This window comes from Sideroxydans sp. (genome assembly GCF_054604835.1).
The window spans coordinates 119,888-133,532 of the sequence record NZ_JBTSFG010000005.1 but is presented as its reverse complement, the minus strand read 5'-3'; the positions used below and the strand labels follow the sequence as shown (position 1 = coordinate 133,532).

Annotated in this window: 13 protein-coding genes; 3 read left to right on the top strand and 10 right to left on the bottom strand. The window is 56.4% G+C overall.

Going from position 1 to position 13,645, the window contains the following annotated elements; genetic code table 11:
* Window positions 1-19 precede the first annotated feature (19 nt).
* Together ACYCZ5_RS09665 and fur are read right to left on the bottom strand one after the other, a co-directional pair.
* On the bottom strand, window positions 20-358 hold the full coding sequence (locus ACYCZ5_RS09665) for a P-II family nitrogen regulator (protein ID WP_461544598.1): 339 nt from the start codon (window positions 356-358) through the stop codon (window positions 20-22).
* Window positions 359-438: 80 nt separating this feature from the next.
* Window positions 439-864 (bottom strand): ferric iron uptake transcriptional regulator, encoded by a 426-nt coding sequence (gene fur / locus ACYCZ5_RS09660; RefSeq protein WP_461544597.1) that lies wholly within the window; start codon window positions 862-864, stop codon window positions 439-441.
* 152 nt (window positions 865-1,016) lie between these two features.
* On the opposite strand from fur, the gene ACYCZ5_RS09655 reads away from it, so the two are divergent.
* Genes ACYCZ5_RS09655 through ACYCZ5_RS09645 form a run of 3 tightly spaced genes read left to right on the top strand, consistent with a single transcriptional unit; the run spans window position 1,017 to window position 3,119 of the window.
* Entirely contained in the window at window positions 1,017-2,147 is a 1,131-nt protein-coding gene (locus tag ACYCZ5_RS09655) for a porin (protein WP_461544596.1), read from the top strand.
* A 1-nt stretch (window position 2,148) separates the two neighbouring features.
* A complete protein-coding gene (locus ACYCZ5_RS09650; RefSeq protein ID WP_461544595.1) occupies window positions 2,149-2,658 on the top strand; it encodes an FMN-binding protein in 510 nt (169 codons plus the stop codon).
* Window positions 2,655-3,119, top strand: coding sequence for a cytochrome b/b6 domain-containing protein (locus ACYCZ5_RS09645; RefSeq protein WP_461544594.1), 465 nt, complete (start codon window positions 2,655-2,657; stop codon window positions 3,117-3,119). The genes ACYCZ5_RS09650 and ACYCZ5_RS09645 overlap by 4 nt, the downstream gene beginning before the upstream one ends.
* Here the strand turns inward: ACYCZ5_RS09645 and ACYCZ5_RS09640 are convergent.
* From ACYCZ5_RS09640 to ACYCZ5_RS09605, 8 genes are all read right to left on the bottom strand, one after another.
* Window positions 3,091-4,695 (bottom strand): NAD+ synthase, encoded by a 1,605-nt coding sequence (locus ACYCZ5_RS09640; RefSeq protein ID WP_461544593.1) that lies wholly within the window; start codon window positions 4,693-4,695, stop codon window positions 3,091-3,093. The genes ACYCZ5_RS09645 and ACYCZ5_RS09640 overlap by 29 nt on opposite strands.
* Window positions 4,696-4,708: 13 nt before the next feature.
* A complete protein-coding gene (locus ACYCZ5_RS09635; protein ID WP_461544592.1) occupies window positions 4,709-6,817 on the bottom strand; it encodes a hypothetical protein in 2,109 nt (702 codons plus the stop codon).
* Between the two features lie 124 nt (window positions 6,818-6,941).
* Window positions 6,942-7,976, bottom strand: a complete 1,035-nt coding sequence (locus tag ACYCZ5_RS09630; RefSeq protein WP_461544591.1) for an OmpA family protein — start codon at window positions 7,974-7,976, stop codon at window positions 6,942-6,944.
* 115 nt (window positions 7,977-8,091) lie between these two features.
* Entirely contained in the window at window positions 8,092-9,336 is a 1,245-nt protein-coding gene (locus tag ACYCZ5_RS09625; RefSeq protein ID WP_461544590.1) for a DNA recombination protein RmuC, read from the bottom strand.
* A 177-nt stretch (window positions 9,337-9,513) separates the two neighbouring features.
* The gene (gene typA / locus ACYCZ5_RS09620) at window positions 9,514-11,346 is read right to left on the bottom strand and encodes a translational GTPase TypA (protein WP_461544589.1); all 1,833 of its coding nucleotides are present in this window, start codon (window positions 11,344-11,346) and stop codon (window positions 9,514-9,516) included.
* 123 nt (window positions 11,347-11,469) lie between these two features.
* Window positions 11,470-12,696: an OmpP1/FadL family transporter gene (locus tag ACYCZ5_RS09615; protein ID WP_461544588.1), complete on the bottom strand. Its 1,227-nt coding sequence runs from the start codon at window positions 12,694-12,696 to the stop codon at window positions 11,470-11,472.
* Window positions 12,697-12,778: 82 nt separating this feature from the next.
* The gene (dsrE2, locus tag ACYCZ5_RS09610) at window positions 12,779-13,246 is read right to left on the bottom strand and encodes a sulfur carrier protein DsrE2 (protein ID WP_461544587.1); all 468 of its coding nucleotides are present in this window, start codon (window positions 13,244-13,246) and stop codon (window positions 12,779-12,781) included.
* A gap of 34 nt (window positions 13,247-13,280) precedes the next feature.
* Window positions 13,281-13,508, bottom strand: coding sequence for a sulfurtransferase TusA family protein (locus ACYCZ5_RS09605; protein WP_461544586.1), 228 nt, complete (start codon window positions 13,506-13,508; stop codon window positions 13,281-13,283).
* Window positions 13,509-13,645: the final 137 nt, after the last annotated feature.

The window sequence follows — 13,645 nt, the reverse complement described above, 5'->3', positions numbered from 1 at the left end:
AAGGCCCCCGCCCGGACGATCAGATAGCCGACTCGTTTGTCTCGCCGGTACGGATACGGATGACTTGTTCGACTGAGGTCACGAAAATCTTGCCATCACCGATCTTGCCGGTGTGCGCCGCCTTGACGATGGCATCCACTGCTGTTTCCAGCATGGCTGCCGTGACCACGATCTCAACCTTGATCTTGGGCAGAAAATCAACCACATACTCGGCACCGCGATACAACTCGGTATGCCCTTTTTGACGTCCAAAGCCTTTCACTTCCGTCACGGTCAGACCGCTGACGCCAAGTTCATTAAGAGCTTCGCGCACTTCGTCGAGTTTGAATGGCTTGATGATGGCTTCGATCTTCTTCATTTCTGGCTCCCTTGGGCTGATTCAACGGTTATGTGATGACTTGTTCAAGTATAGCCCAACAGGCATGGCTCGAATACGCCTTAACCTTGGTGTCCCGGACAATCCGGGCTGTTGCACTCGCCGTACAGGGTCAGCGCATGATCGCTCAGTGTGAAACCCAGTGAGGCTGCAATCTCGCGTTGGCGTTCTTCGATGACCTTGTCATAGAACTCTTCCACCCGCCCGCAACGTATGCACACGATGTGGTCGTGATGGGGGCCGCGTTCCAGTTCGTACACCGTCTGGCCACTGTCGAAGTGATGACGCGTGATGAGTCCGGCCGCCTCGAACTGGGCCAGCGCCCGGTACACCGTTGCCAGTCCGATCACTTCGCCGCCTTCCGCCAGCAGACGGTAGACAGTCTCGGCCGTCATGTGCCGCTCTGCTGAATTCTCCAGCAAGGACAATATCTTGAGACGGGGTATCGTCACCTTCAAGCCTGCATTACGCAACTCTTCGCTATCCATATTCCCTCCTTGATAAGTCCGGATATCCCGATTCGGTCTTGCCCCAGTCTAGCAAATATCGCTTGCACATGATAATCATTATCATCTATATTGAGAATCATTATCGTTTGAGCATTGCAAAACAGATTCCTAACTACTCATCAGGAGCGTTTATGAACATCATGATCCAACGCCACATCACCGCCCTAGCATTGTTGCTCCCGCTAGGGGCAAGCGCAGCAGATACCGCACTTGAACAGCGGATCGAAAGACTGGAAGCGCAACTTGAGACAATGTATGGCAATACGCAAACTGCATCGAACCAAGAATATCAGCGCACCAACTTCGGCAGTTATGGCGAGCTACACCTGAACAAACTCAACAATCGCAACGGCAACGACAAGGACGAACTGGATATCCACCGTTTCGTGCTGTTCATGTCGCATGAATTCGATAACCAGACACGATTCATCTCCGAACTGGAGGTCGAACACAGCGATACGGGAAGCTCAGGGGTCGTGGTACTGGAGCAGGCTTACATCGAATACACGCTGAATGAAGCGACGAACCTCAAGGCAGGCATGATGCTCATGCCGGTCGGCATCATCAGTGAGACGCATGAGCCACCGACTTTCTACGGTGTGGAGCGAAATCCGGTAGAGACGAACATCATTCCCACCACCTGGAGTGAAGGCGGCGTCATGCTGTCCAAACGCACACAGAACGGATTCACCATCGAAGCGGCCCTCACCAGCGGTCTATCCACAAGCGCCTCCTCTAACTACGCGGTACGCGCCGGGCGTCAGAATGCGTCGAAAGCTTTGGCGGTCGATGCAGCCTATACAAGCCGTTTGAAATGGACCGGCATGCCCGGACTGGAACTGGCCGCCACGCTGCACCACCAATCGGATATCACGCAGAGCCTCGACGCCACAGCCGGTGCAGCGACCCTGTATGAGACCCACGCAGTGGTCACGCGCGGCGCATTCGGCTTGCGCCTGCTATACGCAGGTTGGAAGCTTGCAGGCAGCGGCCCGGCAGCGCTTGGTGCAGACAGACAGAACGGCTGGTACGCGGAACCATCATGGCGCCTTTCCGAACGCTGGGGCATCTTCGCGCGCTGCAGCAGTTGGGACAATCGCGCTGGCGATAGCAGCCACAGCCGTTTCCAACAAACCGATCTGGGTATGAACTTCTGGCCGCACCCTGATGTGGTCGTAAAAGTGGACTACCAGAATCAACGCGCCCCTTCCGGACAGAGTGAATACGATGGAATCAACCTCGGCCTGGGTTACCAGTTCTGATATGGCTTGGTTAAGCCTGTTCATCCTGCTCTTTTTCTCGCTTCCGGCTTACTCTGGTGAACCCGAGATCGAGACCTTCCTCAATAGTGCCTTCCAGGAATCGCCAGAAGCGCGAGACATCTGGCTCACCGGTGAGTTGCGCGCTAGCGTGCGTGACATCCTGCATCACGACTACCCACTGGCACGGGTGAGATACTGGCGCAGCGGCGACCGCACTGCCTGGGTACTGGATGAGATCGGCAAGGAAAGACCGATCACGGTCGGCATCGTGATAGCCCACGACAAGGTCGAAAAGGTGAGCGTGCTGATCTACCGCGAAAGTCGCGGCTGGGAGGTAAAGCACCCCGCCTTCACGGCGCAGTTCGCTGGCGCCCGGCTTGATGATGGAATGAAGCTGGATCGTCACATCGACGGCATATCCGGGGCTACCTTGTCCGTCCGTGCATTACAGAAGCTGACGCGACTCGCACTGCTGCTGCATCAGCAGGCCATGACGGGAGAACATCCATGAACACTTGGGGCGTACGTTTGAGTCCATTCGCGCGCAATACGGTATTGATTTGCAGCCTGATCGTGATTGCGAGTGGCTTTGCGTGGATGGTGTTGGGCTGGCTGGTGGATGTGCAGGACTATACCGATCCGCTGCACACGCTGCGTCACCGCATGCTGGTCCTGCACGGCATCACTGCTTACGTTCTCGTGTGGATGGCTGGCAGATTATCCAGCCTGCATCAACAAGGGAATTGGCGGGCGCATCGCAATCGCGGGAACGGCTTGCTACTCACTGCGGTGCTGGCGCTACTGGCTGTCAGCGGGCTGTGCCTGTATTACCCGCCACATGAAGATTGGCGCGAAACCATCAGCCAACTGCACCAAGGGCTGGGCATCGCGTTGGCACTGCTGCTTCCCTTGCACCTGCTTGCTGCCAGAGCACTGCGCCGGATCAGTAGTCGTCCTGATAACGCACGGTGATGGGATAGCGCCAATCCTTGCCGAAGCTGCGGTCGGTGATGCGTATTCCGACCGGTGCCTGACGTCGTTTGTATTCCGCGATGCGTATCAACTTGACCACACGGCGCACATCTTCCTCGGCATAACCTAGCGCCACGATCGCCGCGATGGACATGTTGCGTTCCACATAACAGGCCATGATGGCGTCCAGCACATCGTAGGGCGGCAGACTGTCCTGATCGGTCTGGTCGGGCCTCAACTCCGCACTCGGCGGACGCGTGATGATGCGCTCGGGGATGGTGCGACTTTGCGCATTCCGCCATTTTGACAAGCGATAAACCCAGGTCTTGCTCACATCCTTGAGCACCGCGAAGCCGCCCGCCATATCGCCATAAAGTGTGGCGTAGCCTACGGTCATCTCGGACTTGTTGCCGGTGGTCAACACAAGCGAGCCTGTCTTGTTGGACAGCGCCATCAGCAACGTGCCACGGATGCGTGCCTGCAGATTCTCTTCGGTGGTATCCACCGGCAGCCCCTTGAACAGCGGTGCCAAAGTGTCCTGCAAGGCATCGAAGGTCGGCACGATATCAAGCTCTTCATATGGCACACCGAGCAGTTGCACCATCTCGCGCGAATCATCGATGCTGATCTGCGCCGTGTAGGGCGACGGCATCATCACCGCGCGCACCTTGTCCGCACCCAGCGCATCCACCGCCACCGCCAGCGTCAGCGCGGAATCGATACCGCCGGACAGACCCAGCAACACGCCGGGGAAACGATTCTTGGTGATGTAGTCCCGTACGCCCAGACACAGCGCCTGATAGATGCTGGCTTCTTCGCGCAGCACCTCCACTTGCTCGCCCGGGACAGGTCGTCCATCCTGCAGTTCGACCAAACCCAGCCGCTCTTCGAATGAGGAGAACTGATGCGTGATACCACCTTCCCCGTCCATCGCGAACGAAGCGCCATCGAACACCAGCTCGTCCTGCCCGCCGACCAGATTGGCATAGATGACCGGCAGCCCGATATCGTTGATACGCTCACGCACCACGCCGTGGCGCGAATCGACTTTGGCGTAGTGATACGGCGAAGCATTCAGCACCAGCAACACTTGTGCGCCCGCATCCCTGGCACGTTTTGCTGCATGCGGCTCCCATACGTCAGCGCAGATATTGATGCCGAATTTGATGCCTTCCAGTTCGAACACGCAAGGCAAGGAACCCGGCGAGAAATAGCGTACCTCGTCGAATACGCTGTGATTGGGCAACTCGTGTTTGTGATAGGTCGCAACGATCTTGCCGCCTTGCAGCACCGAAGCAGCGTTGAAATATTCCCCGCCATGCTGGTGCGGATGCCCGACCACGACCGTGATACCGAACAGTTGTTGCGCCAGCTTGTCCAAGGCTTCCTGACAAGCATGGTAAAAACCGTCACGCAGCAGCAGGTCTTCCGGCGGGTAACCGCACAAGCTCATCTCCGGGGTGAGCAGGATCGCGGCGCCTTGTTCCCGGGCGCGTGCTGCGTACTCGGCGATCTTGGCGGCATTGCCGTCCAGATCACCCAGCAGACAATTGATCTGTGCGATGGCGATCTTCATTTACGGTGTTCCCTCATTCAAAATATCCGGCGTACCACGCCCAGACCAACCCAGCCATCAGCAGTGAGAGTACGAGCAGATATGGCCATACATGTTTCTTCTCTGCATAAGGGTCGAACAGTGCGCGCTGTGCGCCCTCGGGCAACTTGGGCAGGCCGGTGAGCGAAGTACCGAACGGGATGTTGATCAACGCACGCGCATTGATCGCCCAGCCGCATGCATCCAGGATTGGCCCAAGATTGCGTTTCTTCAGTTTGAACCAGGCCAGCGCCATCGAAGGCAGGGAGACTGCCAGCATCAGTCCGACAACCGCCAACGGTATCTGCCAGAACTCCAGACTCAGGATGCCGCCAACCACGGAAGCCAGGATGCCGCCGATGGCACCGATGGCCAGCCCGATCGCGGCAAAGATACCAGCGAACTTGGCCACATCAAAAGCCGGCTTGGGGGCGGATTCCGCCGCGCCACTCACCGCCTTGGCCATTCCACCCTCCACCTTGCTTGCCTTGGAAGCGGCGATCTTCTGCAACTGCTCGACGATCATCTTGGAGAGCTTCTTGTATGGCGACCAGAAAGCCTGGCGGATACTGATAGGGTGGTCATTGATGCGCACGATGGTGGCATTCCAGTCCTGCCCCTTGCGGTCATAGAAGATACCGTGCCGACCCACTGCCAGAAAATCGGAATCACCCGCCGTGAACGCCGCGGCGATGTTCATCTTCTCACTGCCACCTTTTCGCACCAGTTCGCAATAGATCAGACAAACACCGCTGCTGTTGGCGAACGTGGCATGGGCATTCACGTCATCCACCTTGACGCACAACTCGCAACTGCGCCCGTCCAAATACAGCGTGCCGACCTGAAACACAGCTTTGCCCTTGCCGGAATAGAACTCACGGAAAGACACGAAGTTGTTCACCAGCTTGAACAGGTCGCGCTGATAACGGATCAGGCGCTCCACCGAATGGATGGCCTCGATCTCGGGGGCCAGCGCTTTGTCCTGTGCGATCAGCGCATCGATCCGTGCCTGATGTCCTGCGGACAATATCTCCCGCACACGCGAGATACCCAGCTCGCCGACTTGCGGAGCGGGGTTCGCCTTCTGCCAATCCGCAAAGGCATCGAAGCGCGCACAAAGTGATTTCCACTCGTCCAATGTCAGGCTCTGCCGCTCTCCCTGCAAGGGCTGCAACACGCACTTGCACAAGGCATCTATCTTGTCCTGCCAAGCGGGATTGACACTGGCATGCAATGCCAGCGGTTTGCCTGCAGCGATGGTGGCCAGCGGAAAAGCGGCCACCTCCTCGTTCTGCGCAGACAGACACTTCGCGGCCAGTTGCTGGTAATCCTCTGCAGAACGGCTCAACGGCACAGCCGCGCGTTCATCGTATGCCGCCAACTGGCAACGGATGAAATAGTCGTCGATCTTGTCCCTGACTGCCTGCAAAGCCTGTGCCGCCGCATCGCTGCCCGTGCCCAGTGGCAATATTCCCGCATCTGCCTCGCCCCGGCCGAACCAGCCGGCATACGCCGTGGCATCGGCAAAGAACTTGTCGCCGATCTCCTGATTGATGCCGGTATCGCCACTCACATCCGCGACAGAACCAGCAGTCTTGACGATATCTCCCACCGTCGCGCGTACGGTGGGATCATCGACCTGCTGTGCGCAGACCACCCCGTCGCCGTTGAACTGCAGACCGGCCACAAATTTATTGATGTCGGTCATCTCTGCCAGCGAGATATGGCTGGCATCCCGCTTGCCGAGTGTATTCAGGATGAGTCGCGCGGACGCCAGTACCTGCCGCCCCTCCGCACTGCTATCGTCGATATCCGACAACAACAACTTGTCCGTCCCCTTGGTCAGCAGATCAGCATCCTTCAGCAGCGCCCCCGCCCAAGTGATCGCTGCCAACACTTCGTTGGCGCGAACCTGACCATCACCGTCCGTATCGACCATCTCCAGCGTACGGCCGTCGAACTCGATGCCATGCACTGGACAGCTCAACGCCACCCATAGTTTCTGGTTTAGCTCCTTCAGTGCCAGCAGGTCGGCACCGTTGTCCAGTTGCACCTGATCGAAGCCGCCTGCACGGAAGAATTTCCACGTATGTGAGTTTTTCATTTTGACCGTCTCCCGAATAATTTTCAGCGTCTAAAATCCGTGAATGCCTGAAGCATAATCTTTTCATTTGACAACAAAAAGGCGGGGAATGCCCGCCTTTTCTGCCTGCCCTATCCGCGCACGATTATTGCACCAAAACCTTCTGCGCTTCCTTTACGACCGAACTAATTTCAACACGGCGATTCTTCGCGCGTCCCTCAGAGGTTTGATTGTCCGCCACCGGATTTTCAGAACCCAAACCACGTGTGCTCAAACGGTCTGCCTCCACGCCCTTGCCCACCAGATATGCCTTGACCGCCTCTGCACGCGCAGCGGACAGAGCGACGTTATTTTGCGCATTGCCGCGATCATCCGTGTACCCGGTGATCAGGAAATTCGCCTCTTTCCTTACGGCTGCGAATTCGACCACTTTATCCAGTTGCGCACTTGCTGCGGGGTTCAACTTGGCGGAACCGCTGGCAAAACTGGTGCCTTCCAGCGTCACAGGTCTGTCAGTGAAAAGTGTTTTGTATTGAGGTTGAACAGCTTTATCTGCTGCTGCTTTATCTGCTGCTGCTTTATCTGCTGCTGCTTTGTCTGCCGCTGCTTTGTCTGCCGCTGCTTTGTCTGCCGCTGCCTTCTCAGCTGCGGAATGATCAACAGGTGCGGCGACCATTGCCACAGGCTCAGCTTTGGCAGACGTTGCACCAAAATACATGTTCAAACCGACAGCGATATTGTTGTTCTTTTTTGTTACACCGCTGTCGTCTTTGCTGTCTCTCGTCCATTCAGCATTGACCGACCATCTGTCCGTCAGCCTGTATTCCACCCCCACACCGCCATGCAAGCGGGCACCCGGTGTCGTCGCAGCCAGCCCCAGTTTCGCGTAAGGCATCCAACGATCCATAGGCAGTCCGAGGCGTGCATCCACACCAGCGTCCGAACTCGTGTAGGAATCCTGATGTGCATCCACGAAGCCTTCAGCCCCCACCACAAAATTGTTCCAGTCCCAGTTGTATCCGGCCTTCAGTCCGAGATAGGTGCTTTTCTTGTCGGACAGTGCGGTAGCAGCGGCCGTGTTGGAACCCAGATTCGCCCCGATATACCCCCCCTCGAATTCACTGGCATTGGAATTCACGGCAATGCTGACAAGCAAAATGCTCAGACTGATTCTCTTCATGTGTGGCTCCTGTTCTGTACGATTGATCGGTTATGTTGAATGAAACCATGTTCTTCCAGCATTCTAACGTACAGCATGAGTGAGCGATAAATGAGGTTGTTGTTTTAACCGCATATCACTCCTGCGAATATGGTATTTCGGCAATCCCGCTTGCATGATCAAGCTCCACCTGCTCGATGCTGATGAAGCGTTTCGATATCTTCTCGCTGGTAGTGCGCACCTGCTGGGCATCTTCATGTGCCTGGCGGATATGGTCGGCCAGTTTTTTCATGCGCTCGTCAAAACGACCAAACTCCTTGCCCAGCTTACCCAGCTCATCCTTGATGATGTGCACCTGCTTGCGCGTCTCCACATCCTTCATCACTGCACGTGCGGTATTGAGCACCGCCATCAAAGTGGTAGGCGAAACCACCCAGACCCGCTTCTGCATGGCGTATTCGATCAGGTCGGGATGGTGCGCATGGATCTCGGCGAACACCGCTTCGGCCGGGATAAACATCACCGCCCCGTCCGAGGTCACATCGGGGATGATGTATTTGCCGGCGATGTCGTCGACGTGCTTCTTCAGATCGGCCTTGAACTGTTTCTCCGCGCCTGTTTCGCCATCCAGCATGCGACGATAGTTCTCCAGCGGGAACTTGGAATCCACCGCCACCATGCCGGTCGGTTCCGGCAGTTTGAGCACGCAGTCGGCTCGTGTGCCGTTGGGCAGGGTGTACTGCATCTCATAGGCATTGGACGGCATGATGTTGCGCACCAGCCCTTCCAGCTGCACCTCGCCAAAGGCACCGCGCGAACGTTTATCGCCCAGCAGCTCCTGCAGACTGACGACGTTGGTGGTGAGCCCGTCGATCTTCTTCTGCGCTTCGTCTATGGTTGCCAGCCGCGCCATCACGCTGACAAAAGTCTCGTTGGTCTTCTTGAAGCCCTCGTCCAGCCGTTCGTTGACCTTGCCACCAATCTGTTCCAGACGCCCGTCCACCGTCTTGCTCAGGGTCTCAATGCTGTTGCGCAAGTGCTGCGAAGCGTTGTTGAACGAATCCTGAATCAGCTTCTGGTCGGCCCGCCCCTGCTCTGCCAGTTTTTCCAGCATCTGGGCCAACATCTCAGTGCGCAGCGCGGCTATGGCATCACGTGTGGCGCGCAACTCTTCGCCCACAGCCGTGCGCAGCCTTTCAGACTCAGCAGCCTGCGCAGCGATCAGGCGGTCACCCTGTTTGTTCAAACCGTCGTTAAGGTCGGTGAGCATGGCACGGTGCTGCTGCTCCAGCATCCGTGCGATGCGGGCAGGCTGTTTGAACTGCAGTGCCAGCACGGCGAGCAGTACGACAACAGCGATCACAGACAGTATTTCCAGCATGGTCAGGGAGGGGAAATTGAAGTCGGCAGTATAAACGATAGCTGTATCGGCGTGAGATCACGGCTGACAGCCGGATCACGCCCCGGCGAACATAGATTCGCACAGGCCGTTGAAAAAAAGGGACGCCGAAGCGTCCCTTGTTTTCTGCTGGCCGGGAATACCCCGGCCCTTGCGATGTTACGAAGATGCCTTGGTCGAACGCTTGCGCTCGTGCTCTTTCAGGTAACGCTTGCGGATGCGGATGGACTTGGGTGTCAGTTCGACCAGTTCGTCATCGTCGATGAATTCGACAGCCGATTCCAGCGTCATCTTCAAAGCCGTCGTCAAACGCACGGCTTCATCCGTACCGGATGCACGCACGTTGGTGAGCTGCTTGCCCTTGATCGGGTTCACGATCAGATCGTTGTCGCGGCTGTGGATACCGATGACCATGCCTTCATACAGCTTGTCGCCCGGCACAACGAACATACGGCCGCGGTCTTCCAGTTTCCACAGTGCATAGGCAACCGCTTCGCCGTCCTCGGCCGAGATCAGCACACCGTTGTGACGTCCCGGCAGGTCAGCCTTGACCGGACCGTAGTCGTCGAAGACATGGCTCATCAGGCCCGAGCCGCGCGTCATGGTCATGAAGTCGGATTGGAAACCGATCAGGCCGCGAGCTGGGATGTGGTATTCCAGACGGGTACGGCCTTGGCCGTCGGATTCCATGTTAGTCAGCTCACCACGACGGCGACCGATCTCTTCCATGATGCCGCCTTGGTGCGCATCTTCCAGGTCGATAGTCAGGTTCTCGTACGGCTCACACTTCTCACCGTTGATCTCCTTGTAGACCACGCGCGGCTTGGCCACTGCCATCTCAAAACCTTCGCGGCGCATGTTCTCCAGCAGAATGGTGAGATGCAATTCGCCGCGACCCGAGACGCGGAACACGTCTGCGTCTTCAGTGTCTTCCACGCGCAATGCGACGTTGGTCAACAACTCTTTGGTCAAGCGATCGCGGATCTGACGGGAAGTCACGAACTTGCCTTCCTGACCGGCCAATGGCGATGTGTTCACCATGAAGTCCATGTTCAGCGTCGGCTCATCCACGCCCATCACCGGCAGACCGACCGGATTTTCCTTGTCACAGACCGTGACGCCGATACCGATCTCGTCCAGACCGGAGATGATGATGATGTCACCAGCCTCGGCGCTATCCACCGGCACGCGATCCAGACCCTGGAAACCCAACACCTGATTGATACGGCCGCTGCCGACCTGCTCTTCGTGATTCATCACCACCACTTGCTGACCCGGCTTGATACGACCGTTCAGCACGCGACCAACGCCAAGGCGTCCGGTGAACGTAGAGTAGTCCAGCGCCGCGATCTGGAATTGCAAAGGCGCATCGGGGTTGCCCGGAGGCGTAGGCACGTGCTTGATCACGAGATCGAACAGCGCCTTCATGTCGGAAGCGGAACCACCCTTGGAAGGTGCATCGTTGATGTCCATGCACGCCCAACCGTTCAGGCCGGAAGCGTAGATCACGGGGAAGTCGAGTTGCTCTTCGGACGCACCCAGCTTGTCGAACAGATCGAAGGTCTGGTCCAGCACCCAATCAACGCGAGCCCCCGGACGGTCCACCTTGTTGATCACAACGATAGGCTTCAGACCCAGCGCCAGTGCTTTCTTGGTCACGAAGCGGGTCTGCGGCATCGGGCCTTCAACAGCATCCACCAGCAGCACAACGCCGTTCACCATGCCCAGCACGCGCTCCACCTCGCCGCCGAAGTCGGCGTGTCCCGGTGTGTCGACGATGTTGATGTGGTATTCGCCGTATTTGATGGCGGTGTTCTTGGCCAGGATGGTGATGCCGCGTTCCTTTTCCAGGTCGTTGCTGTCCATCACGCGTTCATCCACCTTCTGGTTGTCGCGGAACGTGCCGGACTGCTTCAGAAGTTGGTCGACGAGAGTGGTCTTACCGTGGTCAACGTGGGCGATGATGGCGATATTGCGGAGCGCGCGGGACATGATTTACTACCTGAATGGAATTCAAAGGGGGCGCATTCTAGCACATGCAACGAGCCTCTCTACTGCAATAAAAAACGGCACCCCGGATGGGGTGCCGTCACTTGATACAAAGCTACTAAGCAGTTAGAACTTGTAACGCAGAGACACCGAGTAGGAGCTCTGGGCATGAGAAGTAGCATTCGCCGGCAAAGCGGGGTTGATATTCGTCACATTCACCGAAGTATTAACCTTGGGCGTGATGACGGCCGAGGCTTCGATATCCATCTCCTTGGACAGCGTGTAACCGCCACCGAAGGTGTAGGAACTCTTCACGATACCCGGGAACATCATATTGTTAAAGAAATCCACCACGGCATTGCGGTACGAGGTATCACCCAGTGCGGCGATAGGATTGTCAGCGTGGTTATAGCCCGCCCCGATCCAGTAGCTACTGGTCGAATACTTAGCACCTACAGAAATGACTGCTTGGTTCTTCCAATTGAAATCCTTCCAGCCGCCAGCACTGCCGTACTGGATAGACTTATAGTCTGCTGTCAGCTTGACGGCATCACTCATAGCCATGGCCACACCGAACTTGATCTGTGCAGGCTGATTCAAGTCATCACCGAATGGCGCCCCAAAGCAATTGACACCGTCGACAGGGCTACACAGACGGAAACCCTGGCCCGCACCTGACAGTTGGTTACCGTATTTCGCTTTGATCTCAGAGCTATAAGAAGCCGCCAATGTGATTGCAGAGCTCACATCGTAGTAACCGCCCAACGCATAGCCCATGCTCGTTTTGGTATCGGCTTTCTCGGCCGCATTGTAGGCAGCACCATTGTTATAGCTAATCATCAGTGAACCATACTGCACCACCGGCGAGAAACCGATACCGTAGTTCGCTTGGTTATAAGCGATTGTCGGGATGATATGCAGGATGCTGAGGGCAGTCTTAGCCTTGATATGGGTTGCGGCATTGGCACCGGTGTAGTCAACACCCATACCGGCGATACCTGCCATCGCCACGCCGAACGTCAGAGTGTCGCTCATGCGATTGGAATAGGACACATCAGGGATATAGCTAGTGTTCGAAGAGCTGCTTGCAACTGAACCGCCCATGCCGTTGTTGGTGACATCCGGCTTGAACAGCACGATACCGCCGGTGACTTCCTTGCCCTGTGATTTTCCCAGCATCGCCGGGTTGGCGAAGGCACTATCGGCACCCGTGAAGTTTGCTACGCCGGTACCGCCCAGAGCTGTGTTCTGTGAACCAACGGCCATCATGGCTGCACCGTTGGTAGCAAATGCTTGTTGCGATGAAAGTGCTGCGAGTACCAGTACCGCGACTGCTGATCTACTGAATTTCATTTGTTCTCTCCCTGATTGGTGTGTTTACAAGTGCGACAAATGCTACGAACAGCAACAGCTTATATTTCCTACTGCAATCCCCTTAAACGAACAGACAGATGTCGGTCTCGCCGGCGAAACTCATGAATGTCGCAGCGCCGCCGTATTCGACGTTGTCAATGAATTCGCTCTTGTCGAATTCGAACAGGTCAACGGTCATCTGGCAGGCGATGAATTTCACGTCCGCTTCCAGACACAGGTCGCGCAACTCTTCCAGAGATGCGACACCATGCTTGGCCAGCTTCTGCTTCATCATCATGGTGGCCATGCTTTCCATGCCTGGCAGCATCTGCACCATCACCGGCATCGGGATCGGCATCGGCATGGCCGGATTCGCCAATGGGCTGATCTTCACGTCGGACAGATCCTTGCGCAGCAATTGCAGACCATAGAATGTGAAGAACACCTGCACGTCATAACCGAGCGCCGCAGCGGTAGATGCCAGAATGAACGGCGGATACGCCATATCCAGCGTGCCTTTGGTGGCGATGATCGCCATTTTTTTTGCCATTTTCGTACTCCCTAGTATTTAATTAAAAAGAGCCTTAGCCCTTTTTCATGTAGAAGACGAATTCGCCGCCAACTTCTTCCTGCGCCACCAGCGCATTGCCGGTCTGCTCAGCGAACGCCGCCATGTCTTTGACGGAACCGGTGTCGGTCGAAATGACTTTGAGGATCTGACCGGGAGTCATGTCAGCCAATGACTTTTTAGTCTTGACGATAGGCAAAGGACAGGACAGGCCACGTGCGTTCAGCTCTTTATCGAAATTCATTGTTTCTCTCCTACTTATTGTTTACGAAAAAAGTGCGTCACCGCACAAAACCTGACTTGTATTATAGGGATATTACTTGCATGGACGTCCATAGCCACGACGGGTGAAAAAGGTAACCCATAGGAGTTACGGTTGGG

Excerpts from the sequence above, each read along its gene's own strand:
- ACYCZ5_RS09665 (WP_461544598.1), bottom strand. The coding sequence starts at position 358 with ATGAAGAAGATCGAAGCCATCATCAAGCCATTCAAACTCGACGAAGTG.
- ACYCZ5_RS09605 (WP_461544586.1), bottom strand. The coding sequence starts at position 13,508 with ATGAATTTCGATAAAGAGCTGAACGCACGTGGCCTGTCCTGTCCTTTG.
- ACYCZ5_RS09650 (WP_461544595.1), top strand. The coding sequence starts at position 2,149 with ATGGCTTGGTTAAGCCTGTTCATCCTGCTCTTTTTCTCGCTTCCGGCT.
- ACYCZ5_RS09630 (WP_461544591.1), bottom strand. The coding sequence starts at position 7,976 with ATGAAGAGAATCAGTCTGAGCATTTTGCTTGTCAGCATTGCCGTGAAT.
- ACYCZ5_RS09635 (WP_461544592.1), bottom strand. The coding sequence starts at position 6,817 with ATGAAAAACTCACATACGTGGAAATTCTTCCGTGCAGGCGGCTTCGAT.
- dsrE2 (WP_461544587.1), bottom strand. The coding sequence starts at position 13,246 with ATGGCAAAAAAAATGGCGATCATCGCCACCAAAGGCACGCTGGATATG.
- ACYCZ5_RS09655 (WP_461544596.1), top strand. The coding sequence starts at position 1,017 with ATGAACATCATGATCCAACGCCACATCACCGCCCTAGCATTGTTGCTC.
- fur (WP_461544597.1), bottom strand. The coding sequence starts at position 864 with ATGGATAGCGAAGAGTTGCGTAATGCAGGCTTGAAGGTGACGATACCC.
- typA (WP_461544589.1), bottom strand. The coding sequence starts at position 11,346 with ATGTCCCGCGCGCTCCGCAATATCGCCATCATCGCCCACGTTGACCAC.
- ACYCZ5_RS09625 (WP_461544590.1), bottom strand. The coding sequence starts at position 9,336 with ATGCTGGAAATACTGTCTGTGATCGCTGTTGTCGTACTGCTCGCCGTG.
- ACYCZ5_RS09640 (WP_461544593.1), bottom strand. The coding sequence starts at position 4,695 with ATGAAGATCGCCATCGCACAGATCAATTGTCTGCTGGGTGATCTGGAC.
- ACYCZ5_RS09615 (WP_461544588.1), bottom strand. The coding sequence starts at position 12,696 with ATGAAATTCAGTAGATCAGCAGTCGCGGTACTGGTACTCGCAGCACTT.
- ACYCZ5_RS09645 (WP_461544594.1), top strand. The coding sequence starts at position 2,655 with ATGAACACTTGGGGCGTACGTTTGAGTCCATTCGCGCGCAATACGGTA.